The 26,428-nt window shown below is 53.7% G+C and carries 24 protein-coding genes and 1 tRNA gene; 10 read left to right on the top strand and 15 right to left on the bottom strand.

Features of this window, described 5'->3' with window-relative positions; genetic code table 11:
* Nucleotides 1-163 precede the first annotated feature (163 nt).
* A complete protein-coding gene (locus WH277_RS21040; protein ID WP_133841444.1) occupies nt 164-577 on the top strand; it encodes a hypothetical protein in 414 nt (137 codons plus the stop codon).
* 111 nt (nt 578-688) lie between these two features.
* Here WH277_RS21040 and WH277_RS21035 read toward each other — a convergent pair.
* The 3 genes from WH277_RS21035 to WH277_RS21025 form a co-directional block, all read right to left on the bottom strand.
* Nucleotides 689-765 (bottom strand) — tRNA-Pro (locus tag WH277_RS21035).
* A gap of 75 nt (nt 766-840) precedes the next feature.
* Nucleotides 841-2,592 carry an LPS biosynthesis-modulating metalloenzyme YejM gene (gene yejM, locus WH277_RS21030; RefSeq protein ID WP_133841445.1) on the bottom strand — a complete coding sequence of 584 codons (1,752 nt, stop codon included), beginning with the start codon at nt 2,590-2,592 and terminating at the stop codon, nt 841-843.
* A gap of 21 nt (nt 2,593-2,613) precedes the next feature.
* Nucleotides 2,614-2,841, bottom strand: coding sequence for a YejL family protein (locus WH277_RS21025; protein WP_133841446.1), 228 nt, complete (start codon nt 2,839-2,841; stop codon nt 2,614-2,616).
* A gap of 169 nt (nt 2,842-3,010) precedes the next feature.
* Between WH277_RS21025 and yejK the strand changes: the two genes are divergently transcribed.
* A complete protein-coding gene (gene yejK / locus WH277_RS21020; protein ID WP_133841447.1) occupies nt 3,011-4,015 on the top strand; it encodes a nucleoid-associated protein YejK in 1,005 nt (334 codons plus the stop codon).
* Between the two features lie 57 nt (nt 4,016-4,072).
* Here yejK and rplY read toward each other — a convergent pair whose 3' ends face one another.
* Complete coding sequence (gene rplY, locus WH277_RS21015) at nt 4,073-4,357, bottom strand: 50S ribosomal protein L25 (RefSeq protein ID WP_133841448.1); 285 nt, start codon at nt 4,355-4,357, stop codon at nt 4,073-4,075.
* A gap of 170 nt (nt 4,358-4,527) precedes the next feature.
* Nucleotides 4,528-6,282, bottom strand: coding sequence for a DEAD/DEAH box helicase (locus tag WH277_RS21010; RefSeq protein WP_167863611.1), 1,755 nt, complete (start codon nt 6,280-6,282; stop codon nt 4,528-4,530).
* Between the two features lie 189 nt (nt 6,283-6,471).
* On the opposite strand from WH277_RS21010, the gene rsuA reads away from it, so the two are divergent.
* From rsuA to WH277_RS20995, 3 genes are all read left to right on the top strand, one after another.
* Nucleotides 6,472-7,176 carry a 16S rRNA pseudouridine(516) synthase RsuA gene (gene rsuA, locus WH277_RS21005; protein ID WP_133841450.1) on the top strand — a complete coding sequence of 235 codons (705 nt, stop codon included), beginning with the start codon at nt 6,472-6,474 and terminating at the stop codon, nt 7,174-7,176.
* A gap of 30 nt (nt 7,177-7,206) precedes the next feature.
* The gene (locus WH277_RS21000; RefSeq protein ID WP_133841451.1) at nt 7,207-8,409 is read left to right on the top strand and encodes a Bcr/CflA family multidrug efflux MFS transporter; all 1,203 of its coding nucleotides are present in this window, start codon (nt 7,207-7,209) and stop codon (nt 8,407-8,409) included.
* Between the two features lie 403 nt (nt 8,410-8,812).
* On the top strand, nt 8,813-9,157 hold the full coding sequence (locus WH277_RS20995) for a YejG family protein (protein WP_374760141.1): 345 nt from the start codon (nt 8,813-8,815) through the stop codon (nt 9,155-9,157).
* Between the two features lie 13 nt (nt 9,158-9,170).
* Here WH277_RS20995 and yejF read toward each other — a convergent pair whose 3' ends face one another.
* From yejF to WH277_RS20955, 8 genes are all read right to left on the bottom strand, one after another.
* Complete coding sequence (gene yejF, locus WH277_RS20990) at nt 9,171-10,754, bottom strand: microcin C ABC transporter ATP-binding protein YejF (RefSeq protein ID WP_159336303.1); 1,584 nt, start codon at nt 10,752-10,754, stop codon at nt 9,171-9,173.
* Nucleotide 10,755: 1 nt separating this feature from the next.
* Nucleotides 10,756-11,781, bottom strand: a complete 1,026-nt coding sequence (locus WH277_RS20985; protein ID WP_133841454.1) for a microcin C ABC transporter permease — start codon at nt 11,779-11,781, stop codon at nt 10,756-10,758.
* Nucleotides 11,781-12,872 carry a microcin C ABC transporter permease YejB gene (locus WH277_RS20980; protein ID WP_133841455.1) on the bottom strand — a complete coding sequence of 364 codons (1,092 nt, stop codon included), beginning with the start codon at nt 12,870-12,872 and terminating at the stop codon, nt 11,781-11,783. Before WH277_RS20980 ends, WH277_RS20985 begins: the two co-directional genes overlap by 1 nt.
* Nucleotides 12,873-12,883: 11 nt before the next feature.
* Complete coding sequence (locus tag WH277_RS20975) at nt 12,884-14,692, bottom strand: extracellular solute-binding protein (RefSeq protein ID WP_339506767.1); 1,809 nt, start codon at nt 14,690-14,692, stop codon at nt 12,884-12,886.
* Between the two features lie 109 nt (nt 14,693-14,801).
* The gene (locus WH277_RS20970) at nt 14,802-16,394 is read right to left on the bottom strand and encodes a cyclic di-GMP phosphodiesterase (protein ID WP_133841457.1); all 1,593 of its coding nucleotides are present in this window, start codon (nt 16,392-16,394) and stop codon (nt 14,802-14,804) included.
* A 310-nt stretch (nt 16,395-16,704) separates the two neighbouring features.
* Nucleotides 16,705-17,277 (bottom strand): bifunctional murein DD-endopeptidase/murein LD-carboxypeptidase, encoded by a 573-nt coding sequence (gene mepS, locus WH277_RS20965; RefSeq protein WP_200644044.1) that lies wholly within the window; start codon nt 17,275-17,277, stop codon nt 16,705-16,707.
* 507 nt (nt 17,278-17,784) lie between these two features.
* Complete coding sequence (locus WH277_RS20960) at nt 17,785-18,492, bottom strand: phosphatase PAP2 family protein (protein ID WP_133841459.1); 708 nt, start codon at nt 18,490-18,492, stop codon at nt 17,785-17,787.
* Nucleotides 18,493-18,544: 52 nt separating this feature from the next.
* The gene (locus tag WH277_RS20955) at nt 18,545-19,519 is read right to left on the bottom strand and encodes a CobW family GTP-binding protein (protein ID WP_339506764.1); all 975 of its coding nucleotides are present in this window, start codon (nt 19,517-19,519) and stop codon (nt 18,545-18,547) included.
* A 119-nt stretch (nt 19,520-19,638) separates the two neighbouring features.
* Between WH277_RS20955 and WH277_RS20950 the strand changes: the two genes are divergently transcribed.
* The gene (locus WH277_RS20950; RefSeq protein ID WP_339506762.1) at nt 19,639-19,956 is read left to right on the top strand and encodes a hypothetical protein; all 318 of its coding nucleotides are present in this window, start codon (nt 19,639-19,641) and stop codon (nt 19,954-19,956) included.
* Between the two features lie 64 nt (nt 19,957-20,020).
* Here the strand turns inward: WH277_RS20950 and yeiP are convergent, their stop codons facing one another.
* Nucleotides 20,021-20,593 carry an elongation factor P-like protein YeiP gene (gene yeiP, locus WH277_RS20945; RefSeq protein ID WP_133841462.1) on the bottom strand — a complete coding sequence of 191 codons (573 nt, stop codon included), beginning with the start codon at nt 20,591-20,593 and terminating at the stop codon, nt 20,021-20,023.
* 215 nt (nt 20,594-20,808) lie between these two features.
* On the opposite strand from yeiP, the gene WH277_RS20940 reads away from it, so the two are divergent.
* A complete protein-coding gene (locus WH277_RS20940) occupies nt 20,809-21,063 on the top strand; it encodes a YkgJ family cysteine cluster protein (RefSeq protein WP_133841463.1) in 255 nt (84 codons plus the stop codon).
* Between the two features lies 1 nt (nt 21,064).
* On the opposite strand, the gene WH277_RS20935 is transcribed toward WH277_RS20940, so the two are convergent.
* Complete coding sequence (locus WH277_RS20935) at nt 21,065-22,279, bottom strand: sugar efflux transporter (RefSeq protein ID WP_159336305.1); 1,215 nt, start codon at nt 22,277-22,279, stop codon at nt 21,065-21,067.
* Nucleotides 22,280-22,651: 372 nt separating this feature from the next.
* On the opposite strand from WH277_RS20935, the gene fruB reads away from it, so the two are divergent.
* From fruB to fruA, 3 genes are read left to right on the top strand one after another with little or no spacing between them, the layout of a single operon-like run.
* Complete coding sequence (gene fruB / locus WH277_RS20930; protein WP_339506760.1) at nt 22,652-23,785, top strand: fused PTS fructose transporter subunit IIA/HPr protein; 1,134 nt, start codon at nt 22,652-22,654, stop codon at nt 23,783-23,785.
* The gene (gene fruK, locus WH277_RS20925) at nt 23,782-24,723 is read left to right on the top strand and encodes a 1-phosphofructokinase (RefSeq protein WP_133841466.1); all 942 of its coding nucleotides are present in this window, start codon (nt 23,782-23,784) and stop codon (nt 24,721-24,723) included. Before fruB ends, fruK begins: the two co-directional genes overlap by 4 nt.
* A 16-nt stretch (nt 24,724-24,739) precedes the next feature.
* Nucleotides 24,740-26,428: a PTS fructose transporter subunit IIBC gene (gene fruA, locus WH277_RS20920; protein ID WP_339506759.1), complete on the top strand. Its 1,689-nt coding sequence runs from the start codon at nt 24,740-24,742 to the stop codon at nt 26,426-26,428.

Below are 26,428 nucleotides of genomic sequence, written 5' to 3'. Positions count from 1 at the left end.
TTAAGGCTAATTATTAGTTATTTAGTCTTAAAAAAGTCTTTAGGTAGTGTGCTGTGTGATTTATTGACTAGTGTCAAGATTTGGATTCATTAATCCGATACAGTGACTTTAATTAGTGATGATGGTGACTTTCATCACATTTTTTAATTAGGGCATTAAGTTTATGAAAAAACTATTTATTGTTGCTGCTGTGTTATTCGCTGGATGTAGCTCTCAGGCTTCACGTTTGGCTTCCTGTGAGGCTCAAGGCATCAGCCGTGATACGTGCTACCTTGCAGAACAAAATCGTCAAGCGGCTATTGTCGGAGCTGCTGAAAATCAGGCTTTACGTAATGCAAGCACTGTAAAATTTCATGCTCAATCAGCGCATAAAGTCAAAGTGTGGAAAGGGTACGGCGTGGTCGTTAAGCAGGATAGTTTAGGTATCGTTTCTGTTGAGGGTAAGCCTGCTGTATTGACTGAATCAGCACCTAACGGAACTAAGAGTTATCAACAGGGTTTGTTTGATGTTGTTTTCTACCCATCCGGGAAAGTGTGGCTAATTAAATCTGGTGTTGTTCAGGGGGCTTTGAAATGAAACTAATGGTTCTGTTAGTGGTGGTAAGGTCTCTTACGGCATGAGCCACAATAAGCCACCAGGCTAAGGAAGGTTAAATATAGGTAAGTCATTGTGGGGTAAGATAAAAATTGGTCGGCACGGAGAGATTTGAACTCTCGACCCTCGCCACCCCATGACGATGCGCTACCAGGCTGCGCTACGCGCCGACAGAGTCATCTATATTACCCAACTGCATCCTGATTGCAACCCGCTAACGCGTTGACTGCTCTAGATTTATACAGCTAATTTGCGATAAATCGTTTTTCGTCAGTCAGAACCTGTAACAACAATGCCAGCTGCGGCTTGTGATCTTTCAACGGCTGGCCCTGCAAATCCCAGGCAGCATAGCCCCCATTGTTATCCAGCGCCAGCGTCTCCTGCGGGGTGGTGATCAGCAGTTGATGATGGGTGCTGCTGGCAACCCAGTTGTGACGTCGCTGGGCAGCAAACAGATCCTCGCCCTGCGAGTAATCAACCGCTGGCGTGTTGACGTGCAGCAGGCGCTGCATCAGGGTGGTCATTATATCCTGATGATCTGTCAACTTATTGACGGTTTGCGCAGGGGTTTGCGGCCAGTGAACTACCAGAGGTACCTGCAACATTTCACGATTTCCCGGCGTGGTATCGCCTTCCAGCACCACGCCGTGTTGGGCGGTGATCACCACCACGGTGTTCGCCAGTAATCCTTTTTGTTCCAGGGTCGTCAGCACCGTCTGGATCTGCTGGTCTACACTGGCCGCGGCGCGATTGTAGTGACGAGCGCTCTGCTTATCGGCGCTATCACTGCTGTCAGACGTCGACAACGACAGGTAGGAGAACCACGGCGTACCTTCGTTTTTATGTCCGTCCAGCCAGCGCTGCCACTGACGAGTGGTATCCGCATTCGACTGGCTCTGCGATGTCGGTAAAGAGAAGTCGGTGAGCAGGGCCTGGCGATACAGCGGCGAGTTGAAACCGTCGCTGGCAAACAGACCCAGTTGGTAACCCTGTTGCCCCAACGCCGTGATCAGCGTTGAGGGAATACGCGATGACAGCACGCCATCCATATAGCTTGGTGAGATGCCGTAGAACAGGCCAAATAATCCACTGTCTTCCGTAGCGCCTGAGCTGAAATGCTGGCTGAAGCGCACGTTACTTTCGGCAAAACGTGTCAGGTTGGGCAATGATTTCGCCATCGATGCTTCATTCAGCCCATCAACGGTAATCACCAGCAGGTTGTTACGCGTGCCTTTATCACTGAAGGTGATATCGCTGAGCGGATAAGCGACTGACACGGCTTCAGGGTTACCCTGTTGTACCAGGCGGCGTTGATATTCCTGAGCATCCAGCAGGCCGTGCTTCTCAAGGAAGCGTCGCGCGGTCATCGGATAAGAGAGCGGCAGGTTCGAGCGCTGCATAGTGATTGGACGGTAGAAATTGGCATCCGCCCAGATGTACATCAGGTGGCTGGCAAAGAAGGCGCTGATAAACAGCCCGGCCAGGGGTTTACCAAAGCTGCGACGGTTCAGACTGCGCAGTTTCTGCCAGCTCCAGGTGGCAAACAGCATCTCCACCAGGAAGATGACCGGTACGCTGATAAACATCAGTTGCCAGTCACGGGCCATCTCACTTTGGTCGGGGTTGACCACCAGCTCCCAGACTACCGGGTTCAGGTGCAGGTGGAAGCGGGAAAACACCGCGCTATCCACCAGAACCAGCGTCAGCCCGGCAGTCGCGATAATCGCAGAGAGAAAGCGCAGCAGGCGCTGCGACATCACCACAAAGGTCAGTGGAAATATAATCAGCAGATAGGCAGCGAAAACAATAAAGCTGAAATGGCCAATCCAGCTGCTGAATGAGTAGATGCGACCGGCCAGCGAGGCTGGCCAGTCGGAGACAAACAGGTAACGGCTACCCAGAATAAGCGCAAAGATGATGTTAAACAGGGCGAACCAATGCCCCCAGCTAATCATCTGGGACACTTTTTCACGGTAGCGCTGTCGATTTGTTACCATATCGGAATCAGGATCATCTCATCAGTGGGCTTGGTCATCGCGTACCGACGCCTGCAGGGCATCGGCAAACGAACGTGCCATTGCCTGGCGCTGTGCCGGTGACACGCTGGTGTTAAGTAAGTTGGTCACCATATTCCCCAATACCATCAGGGAAAGATCGGTTGGGGTCTGGTTTGATTCCAGAACCTGGACCATTTCTGCGAGGATCTTCTCCACGCGCTCGTTGCTGTAGCGGGATGATTGTGCCATAACGTCAATTTTATACTGAGGTTTAAAGGGCGCTATCTTACCGTAAGAACGTGCTTTTTTCTGCATTTTTATCGTAATGACGCGCGAATGGACTGTGCATCGTTCTGACAGTTGATCGTAAAGTCGCACAGTGATTGAATACGCGCCTGTGCTTAAAGGAGAGTTTACCATGAGTCTGGATATCACCCAGATTGCCCTTCACCAGATGATCAAGCGTGACGAACAGACGCTGGAGCTGGTGCTGCGAGATTCACTGTTACCGTCCAACGCGCCCGTGACGGCAATGATGGAAGAGCTGCATCGCGTTTACAGTGCCAAGAGCAAAGCCTATGGCCTGTTTAATGAAGAGAGCGAACTCGCCGATGCATTACGCAACTGTCGTAAGGGCGAGAATGATTTCCTGGCGTTTAGCCGCGCCGCCAGTGCACGCCTGCGCGATGAGCTGAGCAAGTATCCGTTCGCAGAGGGTGGCGTGGTGTTATTCGGTCACTATCGCTATCTGGCGGTTGAGTATTTGCTGATTGCGGTACTGAACAGCCAGAACAGCATGCGTGTTAACGAAGAGCTGGATATCAGCACGACCCACTATCTGGACATCAATCATGCCGATATCGTGGCTCGCATCGATCTGACCGAGTGGGAAACCAACCCGGAATCGACTCGTTACCTGACCTTCCTGCGTGGGCGGGTGGGGCGTAAAGTGGCTGATTTCTTTATGGACTTCCTCGGTGCCAGCGTGGGCCTGGATACAAAAGCGCAGAACCGTGGCCTGCTACAGGCGGTGGATGACTACTGTGCCGAAGCCAGCCTCGATAAAAATGAGCGGCAAAACTACCGCCAGCAGGTTTCCACTTATTGCAACGAGCAGCTTAAATCCGGTGAAGAGATTGAACTGGAAGGCCTGTCGAATGAGCTGGCCCCGCTGGGAGACAAAACCTTCCAGGCCTTTACTCAGGAACAGGGTTACGAGCTGGAAGAGAGCTTCCCGGCAGACCGCAGTACGCTGCGCCAGTTGACCAAATTTGCCGGCAGCGGCGGCGGGCTGACGATCAACTTTGACGCAATGCTGTTAGGTGAACGTATCTTCTGGGATCCGACCACTGACACGCTGACCATTAAAGGGACACCGCCTAACCTGCGCGACCAGTTGCAGCGCCGTACCAGCGGAAAATAGACGAAAAAAAACGCCGCATTAAGCGGCGTTTTTTTCACATCTAAAACGAACGGGCGATTAAGCGCGAACGAAGTCGATGTGGTGCAGTTTTGGCTTGAACGGGTGACGCTGAACAGCCTGCACTTTTACTTTAGTTTCTTTGCCATCAACAACCAGGGTCAGAACTTCGTCGTAGAAACCAGGCTTCGCCTGCAGGTTCATAACAGAGTCGTGGTCCAGTTCGATAGCAACAGCTGCTTCATTTCCGCCATAGATGATGGCTGGGAATTTGTTAGCTAAACGCAGGCGGCGGCTCGCACCCTTGCCCTGCTCTTTACGAGCTTCAACATTAATAGTGAACATTTTTAAGTCTCTTCAAGTTTTATTCCTGCTACAGGCGACCCAGCAACAGGTGGATTGTTCAGCTTTTATCCGGCAAAGCCAGTTAAAAGCGGGCGGAATTATACCCGGGTTTGCCTTTTCAGGCAATGTATTAAGTCGGAAAGCAGAGCAGGAGCGGCAATCCGTCTGTTTTAACGTAATTCGTTGGCCCGGCGGAAACGTCCCTGGTAATCAAACACTTTCTCGCGCACTTGCCAGTAATGGCGCTGTTTACGCGCGACGACGAAATCGGGATGACGCAGCAGCGGCTGAAGCGCAATGATATCGGCAGCGCTCTTCCAGCCCAGCGGTACGCCGGGTGCACGTTGATGCGGGCGCAGAAATAGCTGCTCAAAGGCGGTGCGCTGCGCCGGGGTTTTTAAACGAAAGCGCTCGCTGACTTCGGTCGCTTCTTCATCGAAGTAACGCACCTTCAGCCATTCGCCCTGGTCGTCGCTCCCGCTCTCCAGCACCATCGCCGCACAGCGCAGCACCAGCGCATCTTTCAGTTTCAGTGCGGCTTTCAGCATATCGTCAGGGTCAACAAGGATTGCATCACACTCCCGGCAGCGGCGTGCGGCAATATCATTTTCAGCATGACAGTGTGGGCAGTTTTTAAAGCGAAAACGGTAATCACACTGTTCACGCAGCCCGTCATCATCCTCCAGCACGCCCTGGCAGCGACGGCCAAAATGTTCGATAAGGGTGCCATCCTGAGTGGTTTTACCCCAGAAGGTATTGGCAAAACCACAGCCAGGGCAGAAAACCTGCACCGGCTGATTATCACTTTTACCCTTGGGCGCACCGACTTCCGGGGTAAAAATATCGTGGGGGTTACCGGCATAGTCGAGGATCAGACAGTCTGTTTTACCAGGGCTGAGCCGCAGCCCGCGTCCGACAATTTGTTGATACAGGCTGACTGACTCGGTGGGGCGCAGAATAGCGATAAGATCAACATGCGGGGCATCAAACCCTGTCGTCAGCACCGACACATTGACCATATACCGCAGTTCACGTGCTTTAAATGCGGCGATCAGCGCGTCACGCTCGGCAGCCGGCGTGCCCGCGCTGATCAGCGCTTTACTGCCCGGCAGCAATCCGAGCACTTCACGCGCATGGTCGACCGTGGCGGCGAAAATCATCACGCCTTCCCGCTGTTGGGCAAATTCAACAATCTGCTGGATAATGTGCGGCGTAATACGCTGTTGCTGTTTCAGTTCACGGTTGAGATCCGCCTCGCTGAACAGGCCGTTTTCCTGCGCCTGTAAACGACTGAAATCATACTGCACCACGGGCATATCCAGCCGCTCAGGCGGCACCAGAAAGCCGTGTTTGATCATATAGCGCAGCGGTAGCTCATAGATGCAGTCGCGAAAGAAGGCGCGTTCGTCGCCTCTGACCATGCCGTGATAATGGAACTGATAAATCCAGCCTTTGCCCAGGCGATACGGCGTGGCCGTCAGGCCCAGCAGCCGGAGCTGCGGATTATGCTGGCGCAGCTGATTGATAATTTGCTGGTACTGGCTGTCGTCGGCATCGCTGATGCGGTGGCATTCGTCGATAATCAGCAGCGAAAATTCGGCACTGAACTGCGCCAGATTTCGTGCTACTGACTGCACGCTACCAAACACCACCTTGGCATGGCTCTCTTTACGTTGCAGCCCGGCGGCAAAGATATCGGCCTCCAGCCCATATGCCTGATATTTACTGTGGTTCTGCGCCACCAGCTCTTTCACGTGGGCCAGCACCAGCACGCGCCCGCGTGCGACCCGTGCCAGTTCTGCAATCACCAGGCTTTTACCGGCTCCGGTAGGCAGGACAATGACCGCAGGTTGCGACGTGTGGCGGAAATAGCGGATGGTGGCATCCACGGCTTCCTGCTGATAGGGACGTAGGGTGAACGACATGAAGACCTGTAAAGCAGCAATAAAGGGACATTATGCCATGAAAGCGCCATAAGAATACGATCCCCTCTGTGCCTCAGCCCCTTCTGCCGCTATACTCCCTGTTCCATTCCGGATGAGCGTTCTGCGCCACATCAAAAGACGATTATCGTCAGTTTCCACTCCAAACTAATTACAGGCAGTGCAGAGTTAATGCGACTTGATAAATTTATATCCCAGCAACTGGAAGTCAGCCGTGTCATCGCCGGGCGTGAGATTCGTGCAAAGAAAGTGACCGTAGACGGTGACGTTGTACGCGATAGTGCATTTAAACTGAGCCCGGACAGCGCGGTTGAATATGATGGCAATCCGCTGCAACAGCAGCATGGCCCGCGCTACTTTATGCTGAATAAGCCGGTCGGTTATGTCTGTTCCACTGAGGATCCCGATCACCCGACGGTGCTGTTCTTCCTTGAAGAACCTTCCGCCTGGAAGCTGCATGCCGCCGGGCGTCTGGATATTGATACTACCGGTCTGGTGCTGATGACCGATGATGGTCAGTGGTCCCACCGCATCACGTCTCCGCGCCATCACTGTGAAAAAACCTATCTGGTGACGCTGGAATCTCCGCTCAGTGACGATACCGCACAGCAGTTTGCTGACGGCGTTCAGCTGCACAATGAGAAGACGCTGACCAAACCTGCTACGCTGGAAGTGATTGATCCGCATCAGGTACGTCTGACCATCAGCGAAGGGCGCTATCACCAGGTAAAACGTATGTTTGCCGCGGTGGGGAACCACGTCGTGGGGCTGCATCGTGAACGTATTGGTGCGATTGCGCTCGATACAGAGATGGAACCCGGTGAGTATCGTCCTTTAACCGCAGAAGAAATTGCCAGCGTCGGACTGACGCGTTAGTGAATTTTTGTCCAGCAGAGGGGCAGGTGAGTGGCAAAAGATAAGAATTCCTCCATGGGACTGGTGGTGATCCTCGGGCTGCTGGCGATGCTTATGCCGCTGTCGATCGATATGTATCTTCCTGCCTTACCGCAGATTGCCCGCGAATTCGCGGTGTCAGCGGGCAGCGTACAGATGACGCTGAACGCGTATATTCTCGGTTTTGCCCTGGGTCAGCTGGTCTACGGGCCGCTGGCTGACAGCTTTGGCCGCAAACCGGTGATTGCGGCAGGAACGCTGATTTTTGCTATTGCGGCTGCCGCCTGTGCTCTGGCGCAGACTATCGATCAGTTGATCACACTGCGTTTTCTGCACGGCCTGTCGGCGGCGGCGGGCAGCGTGGTGATCAGTGCACTGATGCGTGACAGCTACTCGAAAGAGGAGTTTTCCCGCATGATGTCCTTTGTCATGCTGGTCACCACCATTGCACCCCTGCTGGCACCGATTGTTGGGGGCTGGATGCTGCTGATCTGGAGCTGGCATGCCATTTTCTGGACCATCTCGGCGGCAGCGGTGGTCACCACGCTGCTGGTGGTGACCCAAATCAAAGAGACGTTGCCGAAGGACAAACGGCAACCGTTCAGCCTGCGTACCACGTTGCGTAACTTCCTCTCTCTGTTTCGTCACAAGCGGGTGTTCAGCTATATGCTGGCCAGTGGATTCTCGTTCGCCGGGTTGTTCTCATTTCTGAACGTCGGGCCGTTTGTCTATATAGAGCTGAACCATATTTCGCCGCAGGATTTTGGTTATTATTTTGCGCTGAACGTGGTGTTTCTGTTCCTGATGACGCTGCTAAACAGCCGTTGCGTGCGCCGCTTTGGCCCGCTGGTGATGTTCCGTTTTGGGCTGTTAATCCAGTTCTCGATGGGCGTCTGGCTGGTGGTGGTGAGTGCGCTGAATCTTGGTTTTATACCACTGGTGTTCGGCGTGGCGATGTTTATCGGCTGCGTGGCAATGGTCTCGTCTAATGCGATGGCGGTGATTCTGGAAGAGTTTCCGCATATGGCAGGAACCGCCTCCTCGCTGGCGGGTACGCTGCGCTTCGGCGTGGGCGCGCTGGCAGGCGCACTGCTCTCCACGATTACGTTCACCAGCGCGTGGCCCATGGTCAGCGCCATCTTTATCTGCGCCACCACGTCCATCTTGTTGTTTATCTACGCTTCGCGACCGCGCAAATCTGTCCCTGCGGGCTGATGAGTCGTGTAGGGCCGATCATGTGTTGCGATCGGCCCGTGCGAAAAATGTCTCCCGGCGTAATGACAACCCTCTCTCACCCCACTGGCTCCCCAAATCTCGCCTCCCGGCCTAAAAACCCTGCTCAGGATGTTGATTTTTTGTAAAAAAATTCCCATAAAAAAGTAACAACATTGCAGCGAAAACGGTTGTTATCACCCGGCGAACGCGGTAAATATAACGAATAAATGAGAGACATCTCTCAAAAATGGGGCCGGATACGTGATTTTTCATGTCAGCCGATGCTCTGACACAGGGTAAATAGTTCCAGTAATTAACAGGTTAATCTGTTAGCGAGAATTGATGATTTACCTTGTGAATTATTTGTGAAAATATTGTTTAAAAATCGCTCTGGGGAGCTCTGGTGAATACGTTACAACATTCAGTGGTACATCGACTGCCGCAACGCTATCACTGGTGTGCCGGCCCGGTCGGACAGGTCATTGAAGCACAGACCCTTAACGGTCTGAACGGCGATGACGATCTTATCGGGTTGCGCCTGCTGAGCCATAGCGGCGAGTCGGCATGGGAAACCATGCAGAAGATTGAGTCGGCACTCGCGGAAATTCAGTTGGTATGTTCGGTGGTCGAGTGGGAAGGGGAGCCTTGTCTCTTTGTTCATCGTGATGATGAATGCGCAGCAACCTGCCGACTGAAAAGTTTCGGCGTGGGTATTGCCGAACCTTTTCTTAGCGACCGCAGTGCCTGATCGCCATTCAGCGTCAGGCCAGCGTGAGTAACTGTTGTGTATAGCTCTGCTGCGGTGCGCTAAATACCTGCTCACACTCACCCTGTTCAACCACTTCCCCCTGACGCAGTACCACTACCTGATGACACAGTGATCGCACAACGCGTAAATCATGGCTGATAAAGATATAGGCCAGACGGTGCTGTTGCTGAAGCTTTTTCAGCAGTGTCAGGATCTGTTTTTGCACCGAACGATCAAGCGATGAGGTCGGTTCATCAAGGATGATCAGCTGCGGTTGTAAGATCAATGCCCTGGCGATAGCCACGCGCTGCCGCTGCCCGCCGGAAAACTCAGAGGGATAACGCTGACGCGTCTCAGGGTCCAGCCCCACTTCCTGCATTGCGGTGATGACCCGTGCTTCGCGTTCAGCGTGACTCAGTTCAGGATGATGTACCTGCAAACCTTCGGCGATAATCTGCAAAACGTTCAGGCGCGGGTTGAGTGAGGAGTTAGGATCCTGGAACACCACCTGAATCTGGCGCCTGACGGGCAGCATTTTTTTGCGGTTCAACAGGTGCAGAGGCTGGTTCTTAAACCAGATTTCCCCCTGCGAATGCAGCAGACGCAGCAACGCCAGCCCGGTGGTGCTTTTACCGGAGCCGGATTCTCCCACCAGGCCCAGGCTCTCTCCTGGCCGCAGCATGAAACTCAGTGACTTCAGCGCATGATGATAACCCACGGTGCGCCTCATCAAACCTTGTTTGATCGGGAACGCGACGGCCAGATTTTCCACGCGCAGCAACGGCTCGGCCTGCTCGTCAGCCGGATCCGGCTGGCCTTCGGGTTCCGCGTTCAGTAACTGCTGTGTGTAAGCGTGCTGAGGGGCGCTGAAAAGCTGATGGGTGCTGTTATGTTCCACGCCCTGACCGTTACGCATCACGGTCACACTATCCGCCAGCTGTCGCACAATATTCAGGTTGTGGGTGATAAACAGCAGGCCCATATTCAGCTCCTGCTTGAGCTCTTTCAGCAGGGTGAGGATCTGTGCCTGCACCGTGACATCCAGTGCGGTGGTCGGCTCATCGGCGATCAGCAGTTCAGGCTGCGTCAGCAGCGCCATGGCAATCATCACGCGCTGGCGTTCACCGCCGGAAAGCTGGTGCGGGAAATCATTCAGACGGCTGGCGGCCTGGCGGATGCCCACCCGATCGAGGCAGGTCAGCATCTCAGCGCGTGCGGCTTCACGGCGCATACCACGATGCAGTGACAGCACCTCATACAGCTGTTTTTCGATGTTGTGCAGGGGGTTCAGCGATACCATCGGCTCCTGGAAGATCATCGCGATGCGGTTGCCTCGCAGGCCCCTTAGCGTACTTTCCTCAGCGTGTAGCACGCTTTTTCCATCAAACAGAATATCGCCCTGCGGATAGACCACCGGCGGTGTGGGCAGCAGACGCATCACCGACAGGGCAGTGACACTTTTCCCTGAACCCGACTCACCCACCAGTGCCAGCGTTTCACCGGCATCCACGGATAGTGACAGCCCATCCACAACACGACGTTCTACGCCACCCTGACGGAACGCGATACTGAGATCCTGAATCGTGAGCAGCGCCATATCAATACACCTTGCTGGGGTCAAAGGCGTCGCGTACGGCTTCACCAATAAAGATTAACAGCGACAGCAGGATCGCCAGTGAGAAGAAGGCGGTCAGGCCGAGCCATGGGGCTTGCAGGTTATTTTTACCCTGTAACAGCAGTTCGCCCAGCGAAGGTGAGCCGAGCGGCAGACCAAAGCCGAGAAAGTCCAGCGAGGTCAGCGTGGTGATTGATCCGCAGAGAATAAAAGGCAGATAGGTCAGTGTGGCAACCATCGCATTTGGCAGCATATGGCGAGACATAATGCGCCAGTCGCTCACACCCATTGCCTGCGCGGCACGGATGTAGTCAAAGTTACGGGTACGCAGGAACTCTGCACGCACCACGCCGACCAGTCCCATCCAGCCAAACAGCACGGTGATCCCCAGCAGCCACCAGAAGCCGGGCTGAATCACGCTGGAGAGCAGGATAATCAGAAACAGCGTTGGCATACCGGACCAGACTTCAATAAAACGCTGCCCCCAGAGATCGACGCGCCCGCCAAAATAACCTTGCACCGCTCCGGCGAAAATACCCATCACGCTGGAGGCAATCGTCAGCATCAGACCAAACAGCAGGGAGATACGTGTGCCGTAAAGAATGCGCGCCAGCACATCGCCACCGTTAGCATCGGTCCCGAGCCAGTTCTGCGTGGAGGGGGGCGAAGGGAAGGGCACGGTACTGGCAAAGTTAATCGTATCATCACCAAAGCGGATCGGTGCCCAGATGGCCCAACCATTCTGGTCCAGACGAGATTTCAGCCACGGATCCTGGTAGTCAGCCGGGGTTGCCAGCGGGCCACCAAAATCACTCTCCTGATAGTTGACCAGCAGCGGGAAGTAAGTTCGATCCTGATAATGCACCACCAGCGGTTTATCATTGGCTAACAGCTCTGCACCAAGACACAGAATAAACAGCACGGCAAAGATCCACAGCGACCAGTAACCCCGGCGGTTATGGCGGAATCGCGCCCAGCGCGCCTGATTAATCGGGTTTAAACGGCTCATTAGCGGCCCTCAAAATCAATGCGCGGGTCGACCAGCGTATAGGTGATATCGCTCAGGATATTCAGTAGCAGGCCAATCAGGGTGAAAATATACAGCGTGCCGAACATCACCGGGTAATCGCGCTGGATCGTGGCATCGTAGCCCAGCAATCCCAGCCCGTTGAGTGAGAACATCACTTCGATTAACAGTGAACCAGTGAAAAACATACTGATGAAGGTGGCGGGGAACCCGGCAATCACCAACAGCATGGCGTTACGGAACACGTGGCGATAAAGAATTTTTTTCTCATCCAGCCCTTTAGCGCGGGCGGTAACAACATACTGCTTGCGGATCTCATCCATAAATGAGTTTTTGGTCAGCATGGTGAGCGTAGCAAAACCGCCAATCACCGTTGCCAGTACCGGCAGGCAGATATGCCAGAGATAATCGGTGACTTTGCCATACCACGGCAGGGAGTCAAACTGCGGGGAAACCAGCCCGCGTAGTGGGAACCAGTCGAGATAACTGCCCCCGGCAAACAGCACAATCAGCATGATACCGAACAGGAAAGACGGAATGGCGTAACCCACGATGATCAGCGTGCTGCTCCAGATATCAAAGGCACTCCCGTTGCGCACCGCCTTTTTTATGCCCAGCGGTATCGAGACCAGATAAATAATCAACGTGCTCCAGAGCCCGAGCGTCACCGACACTGGCAGGCTCTCTTTGATCAGCTGGATTACTGAGCTGCTACGAAACAGGCTGTCGCCAAAGTCAAAGCGCACGTAGTTCCACAACATGGTGAAGTAGCGCTCATGCAACGGTTTGTCGAAGCCGTAACGTTTGGTTATCTCGGCAATCACTTCCGGGTCCAGGCCGCGTGAACCCCGATACTGACCGTCGCCCGGCGCGGCGTTAAGCGAGCTACGCCCGTGAGCCGAACCTTCCGCCCCGGCGCCGGGGAGGCCGGTCGTCTGACCAAACTCAATATTAGCAATCGCCTGATCTACCGGGCCGCCCGGTGCGATCTGCACAATGAAAAAGTTGATAGTGATGATCGCCCAGAGCGTTGGGATAATCAGCAATAAACGACGAAGTAAATAAGCACCCACAGTCAGACTCCTTAGCGACGTTGCGCCGGCAACTGTGCGGCTTTGTTGACATCGTACCACCAGTTATCAAAACCCTGCGCATAGGTTGGGCGCGTGGCTGGCATCGAAAACTTGTTCCAGTATGCGTAACGGTCATTGGCGGTATACCACATCGGGATCATGTAATAGTTCCACAGCAGCACGCGATCCAGGACGCGGCCCAGCGGCAACAGTGCCTCGGCATTGCCCTGATTCTGATTAATGCGGGTGATCAGGTCGTCAAGCAGCGGACTGCTCACGCCAGGCGTATTGTAACTGGAGTCCATATAGGACGTGGCCCAGTAAAACTGCAGGCCAGTATCGGGCGTAGGAAAGGCCGAATAAACGGTCGGCAGCATATCAAAGTCACGTTTCCGCAGGCGTGCCAGATATTGCGAACTGTCAACCTGACGCACCGTCATGGTAATGCCGACCCGCGCCAGGTTGTGCTGGAAGGGGAGAACCCATTGGTCGTTGCCGCCGCTGCGCAGCAGCAGCTCAAACGTAAAGGGTTTGCCGGTCTTACTGTTGACCAGCCGCTGGTTTTTCAGCTCCCAGCCTGCCTGGTTCAGTAGCGCCAGCGCCTGCAACAGTTTTTCCCGGTCGTAACCCGTGCCGTCAGATTTCGCAGGTTGATAGATCTTATCGATCACCTCCTGTGGATACTGGCCCTTAAAGGGGCCAAGGATCTCACGCTCTTTGGCATCAGGAAAGTGGCGCGCGGCATACTCGGTATTCTGAAAATAGCTGTCGACACGTTTGTAAGCATTATAAAACAGGGCCTTGTTCATCCATTCAAAATCAAACAGCAGCGACATGGCTTCGCGTACCTTACGGTCGGCAAACTGGGGCTTCTGGGTATTAAATGCCAGCCACTGGGTGTTTGTGGCAACGGTATTCGGCACCTGTTCTTTAATGATATATCCGCGTTCGAAATTCGAACCACTGTACTGCGTAGCCCATTTCTTGGCCGACCCTTCGGTACGAAAATCAAATGCGCCGGCTTTAAAGGCCTCAAAGGCGACGTTGTCGTCAAGATAATAGTCGTAGCGGATCGTATCGAAATTATAGCGGCCTTTATTCACCGGTAAATCTGCCGCCCAGTAGTCTTTCACCCGCGAATAGGTTATCGACTGGCCCACTTTATACGCAGAAATACGATAAGGTCCGCTGGAAAGAGGAGGGGAGGGCAGGGGTTCCCCGAGATTGCGATTTTTCCAGAATTTTTCCGGAAACACGGGAGAAGAGATCAGCGACATCATCTTATCGCGGTCTCCCTTCGGCAGATCGAAGCGTACGGTGAGGCGTGAAAGCGCTTTCACTGTCACCCCTTTGTAAAACACCCGATACTGCGGCACGCCCTGCGTCATAAACATATTGAAGGTAAAGGCCACATCCGCAGCGGTAATCGGTGAACCATCCTGAAAACGCGCCCGTGGATTGAGGGTCACTTCTACCCAACGATAATCATCCGGATAACGGGCAAATTCCGCAATCAATGGATACAGGCTGCCGACTTCGTCATCAGATGAGGTAAATAAGCGGTCATACAACGTGTCCGTACCCACCCCGGGGCTGCCACGCAGGGCGAAGCGGTTGAAATTATCAAAGGTACCAATAGAAGAAAGTGTTGCGCTGCCGCCCTTCGGTGCGGCCGGGTTAGCATAATCGAAGTGTGTGAACCCGGCAGCGTACTTCGCCGTGCCCAGTTGAGCGAAACTGTAGCTCTCATTAATTTTTTCTGCCTGCACGCTGGCCGCAGACAGGCTAAGTAATGCAAGGGCAACAAGACGCACAATCATGGTTTCAACAGGCTCCCACCAGCGACAAATCGGTTATATTTGCAAGCCGTGGCAGTCAAACCACGATGAGACAATGATAGTAAAGGTTTTTATCTGATTTAACAGCCCGTTATTCCTTTAAAATTGTACTGGGAACAGGCGTTTGTTGCTCAAGGTAGTACTCAATAAGCTGTGGCACGGTACGTGGGCGACTGAACAGATAGCCCTGCAAATAGGTTACGCCGCGGTTGATCAGCCACAATGCCTGTTCGCCCGTTTCGACACCTTCGGCCACCGTATTAAGGTTGAGTTTGTTCGCCAGCGTCAGCACCGCGTCCAGTACGGGAGAATTGACCGTCTCCATACCGATGCTTTGTACAAACCCCCGGTCGATCTTCAGATAATCAAACTGGAATTTTTCCAGATAGATTAATGCGCTGTGACCGGTGCCGAAATCATCAATGGCTATTCTGATGTTCTGCTGGCGGATCCAGTCGAATATTTCCTCAGTCCCCTGTTCGCTGACCATCGCCCGTTCGGTGATTTCAAACACGTACTCAAAATGGCCCGCAGGCATCATGGCCAGCCAGTCCCGCACATCCTGGCGAAAGCTCGGGTGAACAAGGTGATTGGGCGACAGATTAACCCCCATTTGAGTGCCGACGGGCACTACTTTACAGAGACGATGCGCGTCCTGTGCCACCAGCGTAAAAAGATGGCGGGTCAGCGGCACAATCAGATTCTGTCCTTCGGCATAACTGATAAACGAATCTGGCGGGATACGGCCATCAGTCGGATGCGTCCAGCGCAGCAATGCTTCCAGCCCGTAGCATTTTCCGCTGTGGGTTTCGATGACGGGTTGGTATTCAACATGAAACTCTCCGCGCTTAATGCCAAGCATGATTTCTTTACCCGAGCGCAGGCGCAGCGTAAGCATCAGGAAACAGCCGCAGGTAATCAGTACGCCCATTAAGAGCCCTGCCAGCAGGATAATATGGATATCGCGGCGTGGCAGCGCTTCGCCGTAAAGATAGAGCGTGAGGGGATAACCTGGAATGGCAATACTGCGCAGTGGCACCTTTGGCAGCGCGCTGCGTTTCACCACGCGTTGTTCATCCCAGGTGGTCATCGCACTGTCTCCGGCGACGATTGCCATACCGCTAATCTGTTGCTCGCGTGAGGCCAGCAGTAAATAAGGGGTGAGATTAATATTGAGGGTAGTGAAAACACCGCTGTTGGGCAGGGCAGGGTTTTTTAGCCACAGCACGATGGCGGGTGTATGGGGCATCATCGGCGTACCGGAGATCAGTCGAATGTCGGTGGCGTTTCTGACATCGGTATAGGGAGAGATTTCGCGGATATCCATTTGCATCGGACCGGTAGCGGATGAGCAAAAGGCACTGTGATCTTTGACCAGGAGAATAGCGCGAACATTGGCTGCAAAGGCTGAGCGTTGCGTAAGATCGTTGCGTATGGTTTCACAGGTCGCGTTGGTGGCAACCTGAAGTGGTTGGAGTGTGGTCTGCAACTCGTCGAAGGCGTTAACAACGTAACGTTGCGTATAGCTCGCGAGGCGATCGTGCGCTGCGGATCGCCGGCTCCAGGTGACGGTCAGCATAATGATAAGAAACAGTAGAAAAAAGAAAAAACCTATGGACGCACTGAGACAAACTATCTTGCGCGGCTGAGTCACCTGCCGCCTGACGGTGGTAGATAGTGGCATTCGGTGATCTCTCCCGTTTTCGCCGATTTTATTATTATTGGTCGCGAACTGCTTCTGGTGTCAGCCAGTGAGGATATAACGGAGGGGAAATTCTGTCTCTATCTTATTGATGGTAATCAATTCCTTTTCGGGCGGCCTGCCAGGTAAAACAACTGAAAAATTGTTCCAGGACGACGTAATCCTTTTTGCGGCCAAAAACAGGGTTCACTCCGCGAAATGACGAGCAGGAAGGACGGTATAAAAGGCAAAAAAAAACGCTGCCATGGCAGCGTTTTCATATCTCGTGTTCGCAGATTTCAAGGGAGTGAAATCAGCTTTGCGTTCGGCTCAATACCCTGCGGGCATCGCGGTAACGGTTTTTCCAGTAAGAATCATTCAGGTTCGAAATCATCACACCGCTGCTGGTGGAGGCATGAACAAAGTTGTCATTACCGATATAAATACCGACATGACGACCCGTGGAGCCTGCACGGAACAGCACTAGATCACCTGCACGCAGTTTTGCGCGCTGAATACTTTTTCCGGAATCTTCCTGCTCATACGTTGAGCGTGGTAAATCCAGGCCAAACTGTTCACGGAATGTGGTCTGGACAAACGCAGAGCAATCAATGCCACGTTTGCTGGTGCCGCCAAGACGATAACGTACACCTTTCCAGTCCGCATACTGGTCCATCAGGCGGGATTTGATATCCACATTCTGGACCATCTGTTCGAATTCATCCTGAGACGCTTGCAGTAAAAAACCGTTTTGATCTTTAACTGCATGAGTATCAGTTTGTACATTGTGTCCGCTGTTCGAACTACATGCTGACAACAGTGTCGCTAGTGCGACGGCGGGGAGCACCCGCAAGATATATCTCAGAATAGGTTGAGACTTGACCATTATGTTTGTGATCCCTTGAAGTCCTTAACGACTAAGTCGTTAGCAAAATTGCGAAACGAAACGAGATTAATTAGTACAGGAGGTTAAGACAAATCGGAAAACCTTAAAATGTGTCATTGAGCACAAATTAAAATGTAACTTACCGAAATACTTTAGCCATTTAGCCTAATCGAAAACGAGATTACCCGATAACAAGCCCCATAGCGAGGGCTTTTAAGCACTTTTTTAGAGGATTTTACGATGTAAAACCATTACGTAACGAATTGGTCACATTATCGCCAATTAGCAGCTTAACTGAATGTGCTTAAGCGCAATTTTGCTGCTAACAACTACGGGTCAAGTCAAAATCAGAACAATCTGGATGGACAAGCTTGAGATGTAGCGGTTTCGGCTGTTATCCGGGGCATAATAAATACGTCTTATAGCCCCTTTTTCGCCTGCAGATTATTTGCCTGAACGGCAATATAGTGGACGTAAAAAAGAGTCTTTACATCCATGCGGCTGGGATTATTGTGCGGGTTTATATTTGCCCGGCAAATTGCGATACAGCCAGTTCACCAGATAATCACTCGCCGGTGTCAGCAACCACCAACTCATACCAACCAGTACGATTGACAGGGAACCCACGGCAATATCGGTAAACCAGTGTGCGCCAATCATCACGCGCGGCAGGGCAAAAATCAGCACAATAATCACGGCCAGGCCAAATGCGCGGCGGGTGAAATAGCGCAGCATAAAGCAGGCAAAAATCATCAGCATCATGCCGTGGTCACCGGGGAAACTGTCTGCTGAGGAATCTTTTGTCGGGATCCCGGTGAGTTTGGTCACGTGATTAACGTCCGGGAAGAATTTCGTTGGGCTGGGATGCGAAACCGGAATTTGATGGCCGAGTTGGTTAAGGCCCACTGCCGTGATTAACATGGTGATGCCGATGGCAAACATGCGGCGGCGCCCTTCAGGTGTTTCACGACGCCAGAAATGCAGGTACAACCCGCCCATCGCCAGCAGTGACACACCGTCAAAAGCGCGGAAGTTGGTAATAGCCACCAGCCATAACAGGATCGGATTGGTCGCCAGTCGCTGATTGAACCCGTAAAAAATGGTTTTATCGAGGGTAAACCACAGGCCATGGTTGGCCGGAATATACCATGAGAAAAACAGCGCCAGGCCGAGAACGTTCAGCAGCAAAATCAGTAAAAAACGTTTAATAGTCATATCCGTATAGGGGCTTTTTATAGAAAAGTCGCGGCGTATAATATATCTACAACTATAAACGAAGATTCAACAAAGCATTTTGCAAAAGATTCCATTCTGCTATTTCCTCATGAATTAACTCGATACGGCTATCAGGCGGTGTCGTCTGACGGGTTTCAATATGAAAGTCCGCACCCTGACGATTAATACTCACTAACCCTTCCGGAATGCGTAATACACCCTTAACACGCGAAACCGGTGCCAGTCTGGCCCATTCAAGCAGGCCGATGGTATCAAATACAGTTTCACTGTCGAAAATCCAACCCGCCGCAAAGTAACCCTGTCCCTGATTCACTGCCCGCCGCCAGCGCGCGTTGTCGTCCAGCTTCAGCGCGGCCAGCCCGGACTGCGACGGGCGATGATGATGATGGTGCGAGGGTGTTGGCAGCGCTTGCAGGTTGGCGCGCGGTTGATCGAGTAGTGCAGCATCGATCTGGCCGTGAGAGGTGGCAACCAACTGACGAGGCGTTGCTGTGAGCTGCTGCCACTGATCAAGCCTTTCCCGGTCGGCCTCTTCCCAGCGATCTTGCTTGTTGGCGATAATAATATCTGCGGCGGCAAGCTGGTCGCGGAAGTTTTCATTTTCTAACACGCGTTTATCGGCAAGCTGACGCGGGTCGAGCAGACACAGGGTGGCGCGCAGGTCGATCCAGGGCTGATAAACGGTGGCTGACAGCATATCAAGGATCTGCTTTGGATGACCAAGCCCGGTAGGTTCAATCAGCAGGCGGTCAGGCTTAGCCTGCTTCAGCAGCATATTTAGCCCTACCTGCATGGGCAGCCCGTTGACACAACACATGCAGCCACCGGGGATCTCTTTCAGTACCGCCCCCGTTTCTGCCAGCAGGGCACCGTCGATGCCAATTTCACCAAACTCATTCACCAGAACGGCCCACTGCTCACCTTCGGGTTTACTGGCCAGTAAATGGCGCAGAGTGGTGGTTTTTCCGCTGCCAAGAAAGCCGGTAATCAGATTGACTCGGGTCATATTCGCTCCTCAGGAAAACTTTAATGATATTTATCGTTCTTGGCCCGTATTTGTTTTCATCACATCAATGTATGTAATTGGCTAGAGTCATCGAGAAGAAGATGAATAGTGAGGTTGATATGAACATTATTGCAACGACAGCCGTCGTTATGTTTTTCGCCTCATGGACGAGCAATGTAGTGGCAGACCAGCATCAGTTACCAGGCAGTTCGGGAGTCATCCAGTTCAGCGGGAGGATTGTGGAGTCTGAATGCACCCATAAGATTCAGCAAAAACAGGTGCAAGTCTCATGCGAGCGTAATGGCCAGGCAAGGTTCAGTCATATGTCGTTGAAAAGCACAGTCCCACAGTCTTTACCCTACAATCTCGGCACCAGCCAGATTCGCTGGCTCGACCAACAACACAAGACGGGCATTCTCTTGGTTGATTATCGGTGATATTGTTATGTTATAACATATTATAAATGGCGCCGTCACCTGACCGCGCCATTTTTCACGCTGACTAGTCCGCGCGGCTCATATAACGACGCTCAGGGATATGAATGCGAATCTTATCACCATTGCTGAGGTACTCCGGCACCTGAACGACCAGACCTGTGGCCATTTTTGCGGGTTTTGTGCGGGCGCTGGCGGAAGCACCTTTAATTCCCGGGGTGGTTTCGACAATTTCCATATCTACCGTCTGAGGCAGCTCCAGCGCCAAAATCATACCGTCCATCGTCAGTACCTGAATACCCGGAATACCGCCTTCCGGCAGGAACAGCAGTTCATCTTCGATCTGCTCCTGCTTGAAGTTGTACGGCGTGTAATCCTCATCATCCATAAAGACGTATTCATCGCCATCAATGTACGAGAAGGTCACCTGGCGACGGCTGAGTGAAATGGTGTCGATGATGTCGTCACCTTTGAAACGTTCTTCCACTTTCATCCCGGTGCGGATATCCGTGAAACGCATTTTGTACAGCGTGGACGCGCCGCGTGCGCTCGGGCTTTGTACGTCAATATCTTTAACTAACAGCAGTTTGCCGTTAAAGCTGACGGCCATGCCTTTTTTGATTTCATTGGCTCTTGGCATAAAACAGGTCTCGTATGAAAGATGAGGGGGAAATTTATCGCGACACGTTACTCGCGCCCGCGTCGCCAGGCAAGATGGCCCGGAGAAAAATATGCGCCTGAAGGAATACGCACGGGCCGGACAGGGGGTTCGATCGGACCGAACCGGTTACAGGACAAGAATAGTATTCGCGAGGGCGACCTGCTATTGTCGCGCTTTCGTATTGGAGGTCAGTGATGGAGTGTCGCGCCGCCTGTGGTGCCTGCTGTACAGCACCGTCAATTTCATCGCCTATCCCAGGCCATCCGCACGGAAAACCGGCGAATACACCCTGTATTCAGCTCGATGCTCAGATGCGCTGCAAAATCTTTGGTTCGCCACTGCGGCCTAAAGTGTGCTCAGGATTGCAGCCGCAGCTTGAGATGTGTGGCACAAGCCGCGAGCAATCGATGGTGTATTTGCTGGACCTGGAAGCACAGACCGCCCCCTGAATCAGCCTGCGGGCTGTTCTGTGCTGGTTTCCCCTGACTGAGGTTCCGGCACGCGCAGCAGGCAAAGCAGCGAGGCGGCCATCATGATCACGGCAAACCAGAACACCGCGTGGAAACTCCAGACCTCAGCCACCATCCCAGCCAGCGAGCCGCCAACAATCCAGCCCATACGGGTTGAATTGGTGAACAGCGTTGTCGCTGCACCGGCCTGGCCTGGCATCATGTCCTGAAAGTAAATCATCCCGATGGCTGCCACCACCCCAATAAACATCGCATTCAGCCCCTGCAACAGCAGCATCGATACTTCGCCATCAAACATCAGCGTGCCGCTGTAAAACAGCAATCCTGAAAACGCGGCGCCACGCATCAGGCGGCGCTTACCGCAGCGTTTGGCATAATACCCCGCCAGCAGCATCACCGGGATCTCCAGCCCGGCAGCCAGACCCATCATCAGCCCGGCCAGTTTTTCCGGCAGATGCAGCTCATTCACCACATATAACGGCATGGTAATGAGATACAGACCATTGCTCGACCACATCAGCGTGCAGGCAATAAACAACATCAGCGTGGCACGGCGATGACGGCGCGGAGCCTGAATGGGCTGACGCATCACCAGGGTGGTTTTGCGCATTGAGGGCAGCAGATAGCGCACAATCACCGCGCAAAGTACAAAGGCCACGGCGGCTGTCAGATACATGGTGCGAAAGCCGTAGCCCAGCGCCAGAGCAAAGGCCAGCGGCGGACCCACCATCCAGGCCAGAGAGATCTGCGCACGCATGACCGAACTGAACATCACGTTTTCACGCCCGGTTTTATCTGAATGCTCACGCGCCAGCGCAAACATCTGCGAGGTGGCGCTGGTGCCGAAACTGGAAAGCAAAACGCCTACGAACAGTAAAATAAAGTAGTTGCGGTTCCAGGCAAACAGCAGCGACGCCATTGCGCCCAGCAAACAGCAATAGAGGATCAGTGTTTTACGATCGCCTTTGCGGTCTGAATAGCGCGCCAGAAGCTGGCTGACGACAATGCCAATCACGGCGCTGAGCGTGAAGAACAGGCCAACCATAAAGGGGCGAACATGAACTTCAGTGCTCAGGAACAGGCTGAGGGTTGGCGTTTGCAGCGCACCGGCCAGCCCGGAAATAAATGCCACGATCAGAAATGCAAGGGATTTGCTGTCAGGCAAGGTACGGGCGGGCGCAGCAGGTAATGACATGGGTTCGATAAGCCTGGTGAGGAAAAACGGCGAGATTTTACGCCCTAATATGAAAGTCGGGAAACCTTTTTCAATCGGGGGCGAAAGCGTTTTCATTTTAGGCACTTTTTGCACAATTCAGCGGTGAGAATGCTCGTCAGCATGCCTTCAGCTTTTCACTCTTTTGAGGTGCGTTTTTCTGAAAATGATTGATGAAATGTGCGGAGCGTCAAAAATCTGCTACGCGATTCACAGTAAAACTTGCAACAGATCCGCTATCGGGACCAAACTCATTGAAACGTTTCAGCGTTGTCTCCTCAGGTTGTTAGTGCAGAGATAGCGCTTTTTTTCTCAAATTAGCTGAAACGATTCAAATCAGCAGCGAGGAGAACCATGTTCCAGTTAGAACTCAACGCCATTAAGCCTGGAGCCCAGGCAGGCGACAAACAAGATGCTATCCGTCAGGTCGCCGCCGCGCTGACCGCCGCCGGGAATGTCGGCGAAGGTTATGTCGACGGCATGCTGGCACGCGAGCAGCAGACCTCCACTTACCTCGGTAACGGTATTGCTATCCCGCATGGCACCACCGATACCCGCGATCTGGTGTTAAAAACCGGTGTGCAGGTGTTCCAGTTCCCGCAGGGCATTGCCTGGGGCGAAGATCAAACGGCCTACGTGGTGATTGGTATCGCCGCGAAGTCTGACGAACACCTCGCGCTGCTGCGCCAGCTGACGCATGTGCTGAGTGATGACAGTGTGGCAGAACAGCTGCGCACCACCGACTCCGCAGAAACCCTGCGCAGTATTTTGATGGGTGAAAAACTGGCGGCAGAATTCAAATTCGATACCTCGCTGATCACGATCGATGTGGCCGCCAGTGACCTGATGACCTTACAGGCACTGAACGCCGGTCGTCTGCAACAGGCAGGCGCAGTGGATGCTTCCTTCGTGAGCTGCGTGATTGCCGGTAAGCCGCTGAATCTGGGGCAGGGTATCTGGCTTAGTGACAGCACCAACGGTAACCTGGCCAGTGCGGTTGCCATCAGCCGTGCTGCTGCCCCGTTCAGCGTTAACGGTGAAAGCGCGTCACTGTTGATCACCGTTTCCGTCACCGACGACCAGCCGCTGAATGTGCTGAACTACTTAAGCGATCTGCTGATTAAGCAGAAAGCGGATCGTCTGCTGAGTGCGGACGCAGCCGGAATTCTCGCCTTGCTGACCAGCGACGTCTCCGAACAGGGTGACGTATTGACCGAAGAGTTCACCATTCGTAACGAACATGGCCTGCATGCGCGTCCGGGTACAGCACTGGTCAGTGTGATCAAACAGTTTAACTGTGATGTGACTGTCACAAACCTTGATGGTAGCGGTAAACCGGCTAACGGTCGCAGCCTGATGAAAGTCGTGGCGCTTGGCGTGAAAAAAGGCCATCGCCTGCGCTTCAGCGCCAGCGGTGAAGATGCCCGCGCAGCACTGGATGCCATTGGTGAAGCCATCGCTGCCGGTCTGGGCGAGGGTGCATCATGAGCAGACGTGTCGCCACTATTACTCTGAATCCTGCCTACGATTTGGTGGGGTACGTTCCGGAAGTTGAGCGCGGCGAAGTCAACCTGGTGAAAACCACCGGGCTGCACGCAGCGGGTAAAGGTATCAACGTGGCCAAGGTTCTCAAAGACCTGGGCATTGATGTCACCGTGGGCGGCTTCCTGGGTAAAGAGAATCAGGACGGCTTCCAGCACCTCTTCAGCGAGCTGGGGATTGCTAACCGCTTCCAGGTGGTTGAAGGCCGCACCCGTATCAACGTCAAACTGACCGAGAAAGATGGCGATGTCACTGACCTGAACTTCTCGGGTTTTGACGTAACGGCACAGGACTGGGAGCGCTTTACGGCGGATTCACTGACCTGGCTGGGGCAGTTCGACATGGTCTGCGTCAGCGGCAGCCTGCCAGCAGGCGTTGACCCGGATGCCTTCACCGAGTGGATGACGCAACTGCGTACCCACTGCCCATGCATTATTTTTGACAGCAGCCGTGAGGCGCTGGTTGCGGGCCTGAAAGCCGCACCGTGGCTGGTCAAACCCAACCGCCGTGAGCTCGAAATCTGGGCAGGCCGCAAATTACCGACATTACAAGATGTGATTGAAGCAGCACATGCGCTGCGTGAGCAGGGGATCGCTCACGTGGTTATCTCTCTCGGTGCCGAAGGGGCGCTGTGGGTGAATGCTTCAGGCGAATGGATTGCAAAACCACCTGCCTGTGAAGTTGTGAGCACCGTGGGTGCGGGCGATTCTATGGTTGGCGGGCTGATATATGGCCTGCTGATGCGTGAATCGAGCGAGCACACACTGCGTCTTGCAACGGCAGTGGCGGCTATGGCCGTCAGCCAGAGCAACGTGGGCGTTACCGATCGTACCCAGTTGGCCGCAATGATGGCGCGTGTCGACCTACAACCTTTCATTAACTAACAGCAGGAGACGCATAATGAAAACGCTGCTGATAATCGATTCTTCGCTGGGGCTGGCAACGGGCTATCTGGCAAAAAATATCACCACAGCGGCTGCGGCAAGCGCCGGTCTGACTCTGACGGATAATCCGGCAGAAGCGGATCAAGTCATTGTGGCAGGCAAAAATATTCCGGCAGACAGCACGCTGAACGGCAAAGCCATTTATCTGGCTGACATCGAACAGCTGCTGCGTCAGCCAGCCGAGGTGCTGGCAAAGGCGCAAACTCACGCACAACCTTATCAGGCACCGGCGGCATCAGCGGCTGCGCCTGCTGCGGTCAGCACCGGGCCTAAACGTGTTGTCGCGATTACCGCGTGTCCGACTGGTGTGGCACATACGTTTATGGCCGCCGAAGCCATTGACACCGAAGCGAAAAAACGCGGCTGGTGGGTGAAGGTGGAAACCCGTGGTTCAGTGGGTGCTGGCAATGCCATTACCGCTGAAGAAGTGGCGGCAGCCGATCTGGTGATTGTTGCGGCAGACATCGAAGTGGACCTGGCAAAATTTGCCGGTAAGCCGATGTACCGCACCTCTACCAGCCTGGCGCTGAAGAAAACCGCTCAGGAACTGGATAAAGCCGTGGCAGAAGCCCGTGTTTACCAGCCTCAGGGTGGACAGTCTGCTGCACAGGATGAGAAAAAAGAGAAAGCAGGGGCCTATCGTCACTTGTTGACCGGTGTGTCCTACATGCTGCCGATGGTGGTCGCAGGGGGGCTGAGCATTGCCCTGTCCTTCGCCTTTGGTATCACTGCGTTTAAAGAGCAGGGTACGCTGGCAGCAGCGCTGATGCAGATTGGTGGCGGCAGTGCGTTTGCCCTGATGGTGCCGGTGCTGGCAGGCTTTATCGCCTTCTCGATTGCAGACCGTCCGGGTCTGACGCCTGGCCTGATTGGCGGGATGCTGGCGACCAGCATTAACGCCGGCTTCCTTGGCGGTATCATCGCCGGTTTCATTGCCGGTTATGCCGCGAAGTTCCTTAGCCAGAAGGTCAAACTACCGACCAGCATGGAAGCATTAAAGCCGATTCTGATCATTCCGCTGGTCGCGAGTTTGATTACAGGTCTGCTGATGATCTACGTGGTGGGCAAACCGGTGGCCGGTATCATGGCAGGTCTGACGGCCTGGCTGGCAAACCTGGGTACGGCTAACGCGGTGGTTCTGGGCGCCATCCTCGGTGGCATGATGTGTACCGATATGGGTGGCCCGGTGAACAAAGTGGCTTATGCCTTTGGTGTCGGACTGCTCAGTTCGCAAACCTATGCGCCGATGGCGGCGATTATGGCAGCCGGTATGGTGCCACCGCTGGCGATGGGTCTGGCAACGCTGGTCGCACGCAGGAAGTTCAACAAAGGTCAGCAGGAAGGGGGCAAAGCGGCGCTGGTACTGGGTCTGTGCTTTATCTCTGAAGGTGCGATTCCGTTTGCTGCCCGTGACCCGATGCGCGTTCTGCCTTGCTGCATCATCGGCGGTGCCGTAACCGGCGCAATGTCGATGGCGATTGGTGCCAAACTGATGGCGCCACACGGCGGTCTGTTTGTCCTGTTAATCCCTGGCGCAATCACTCCGGTCGTCGGTTACCTGGCGGCGATTATCGTGGGTACGCTGGTGGCAGGTCTCTCTTACGCGGTGTTGAAACGCCCGGAAGCAGAAGCGCTGAAAGTATAA

Source organism: Erwinia sp. MYb416 (assembly GCF_037479575.1).
GTDB lineage: Bacteria > Pseudomonadota > Gammaproteobacteria > Enterobacterales > Enterobacteriaceae > Erwinia > Erwinia rhapontici.
The sequence above is the reverse complement of the archived record's forward strand: the minus strand, read 5'-3'. Positions and strand labels throughout refer to the sequence as shown.

What these genes read in the sequence shown, in the direction of transcription:
- WH277_RS21040 (WP_133841444.1), top strand. Translation starts at nt 164, where the DNA reads ATGAAAAAACTATTTATTGTTGCTGCTGTGTTATTCGCTGGATGTAGC.
- yejM (WP_133841445.1), bottom strand. Translation starts at nt 2,592, where the DNA reads ATGGTAACAAATCGACAGCGCTACCGTGAAAAAGTGTCCCAGATGATT.
- WH277_RS21025 (WP_133841446.1), bottom strand. Translation starts at nt 2,841, where the DNA reads ATGGCACAATCATCCCGCTACAGCAACGAGCGCGTGGAGAAGATCCTC.
- yejK (WP_133841447.1), top strand. Translation starts at nt 3,011, where the DNA reads ATGAGTCTGGATATCACCCAGATTGCCCTTCACCAGATGATCAAGCGT.
- rplY (WP_133841448.1), bottom strand. Translation starts at nt 4,357, where the DNA reads ATGTTCACTATTAATGTTGAAGCTCGTAAAGAGCAGGGCAAGGGTGCG.
- WH277_RS21010 (WP_167863611.1), bottom strand. Translation starts at nt 6,282, where the DNA reads ATGTCGTTCACCCTACGTCCCTATCAGCAGGAAGCCGTGGATGCCACC.
- rsuA (WP_133841450.1), top strand. Translation starts at nt 6,472, where the DNA reads ATGCGACTTGATAAATTTATATCCCAGCAACTGGAAGTCAGCCGTGTC.
- yejF (WP_159336303.1), bottom strand. Translation starts at nt 10,754, where the DNA reads ATGGCGCTGCTCACGATTCAGGATCTCAGTATCGCGTTCCGTCAGGGT.
- WH277_RS20985 (WP_133841454.1), bottom strand. Translation starts at nt 11,781, where the DNA reads ATGAGCCGTTTAAACCCGATTAATCAGGCGCGCTGGGCGCGATTCCGC.
- WH277_RS20975 (WP_339506767.1), bottom strand. Translation starts at nt 14,692, where the DNA reads ATGATTGTGCGTCTTGTTGCCCTTGCATTACTTAGCCTGTCTGCGGCC.
- WH277_RS20970 (WP_133841457.1), bottom strand. Translation starts at nt 16,394, where the DNA reads ATGCCACTATCTACCACCGTCAGGCGGCAGGTGACTCAGCCGCGCAAG.
- mepS (WP_200644044.1), bottom strand. Translation starts at nt 17,277, where the DNA reads ATGGTCAAGTCTCAACCTATTCTGAGATATATCTTGCGGGTGCTCCCC.
- WH277_RS20960 (WP_133841459.1), bottom strand. Translation starts at nt 18,492, where the DNA reads ATGACTATTAAACGTTTTTTACTGATTTTGCTGCTGAACGTTCTCGGC.
- WH277_RS20955 (WP_339506764.1), bottom strand. Translation starts at nt 19,519, where the DNA reads ATGACCCGAGTCAATCTGATTACCGGCTTTCTTGGCAGCGGAAAAACC.
- WH277_RS20950 (WP_339506762.1), top strand. Translation starts at nt 19,639, where the DNA reads ATGAACATTATTGCAACGACAGCCGTCGTTATGTTTTTCGCCTCATGG.
- yeiP (WP_133841462.1), bottom strand. Translation starts at nt 20,593, where the DNA reads ATGCCAAGAGCCAATGAAATCAAAAAAGGCATGGCCGTCAGCTTTAAC.
- WH277_RS20940 (WP_133841463.1), top strand. Translation starts at nt 20,809, where the DNA reads ATGGAGTGTCGCGCCGCCTGTGGTGCCTGCTGTACAGCACCGTCAATT.
- WH277_RS20935 (WP_159336305.1), bottom strand. Translation starts at nt 22,279, where the DNA reads ATGTCATTACCTGCTGCGCCCGCCCGTACCTTGCCTGACAGCAAATCC.
- fruB (WP_339506760.1), top strand. Translation starts at nt 22,652, where the DNA reads ATGTTCCAGTTAGAACTCAACGCCATTAAGCCTGGAGCCCAGGCAGGC.
- fruK (WP_133841466.1), top strand. Translation starts at nt 23,782, where the DNA reads ATGAGCAGACGTGTCGCCACTATTACTCTGAATCCTGCCTACGATTTG.
- fruA (WP_339506759.1), top strand. Translation starts at nt 24,740, where the DNA reads ATGAAAACGCTGCTGATAATCGATTCTTCGCTGGGGCTGGCAACGGGC.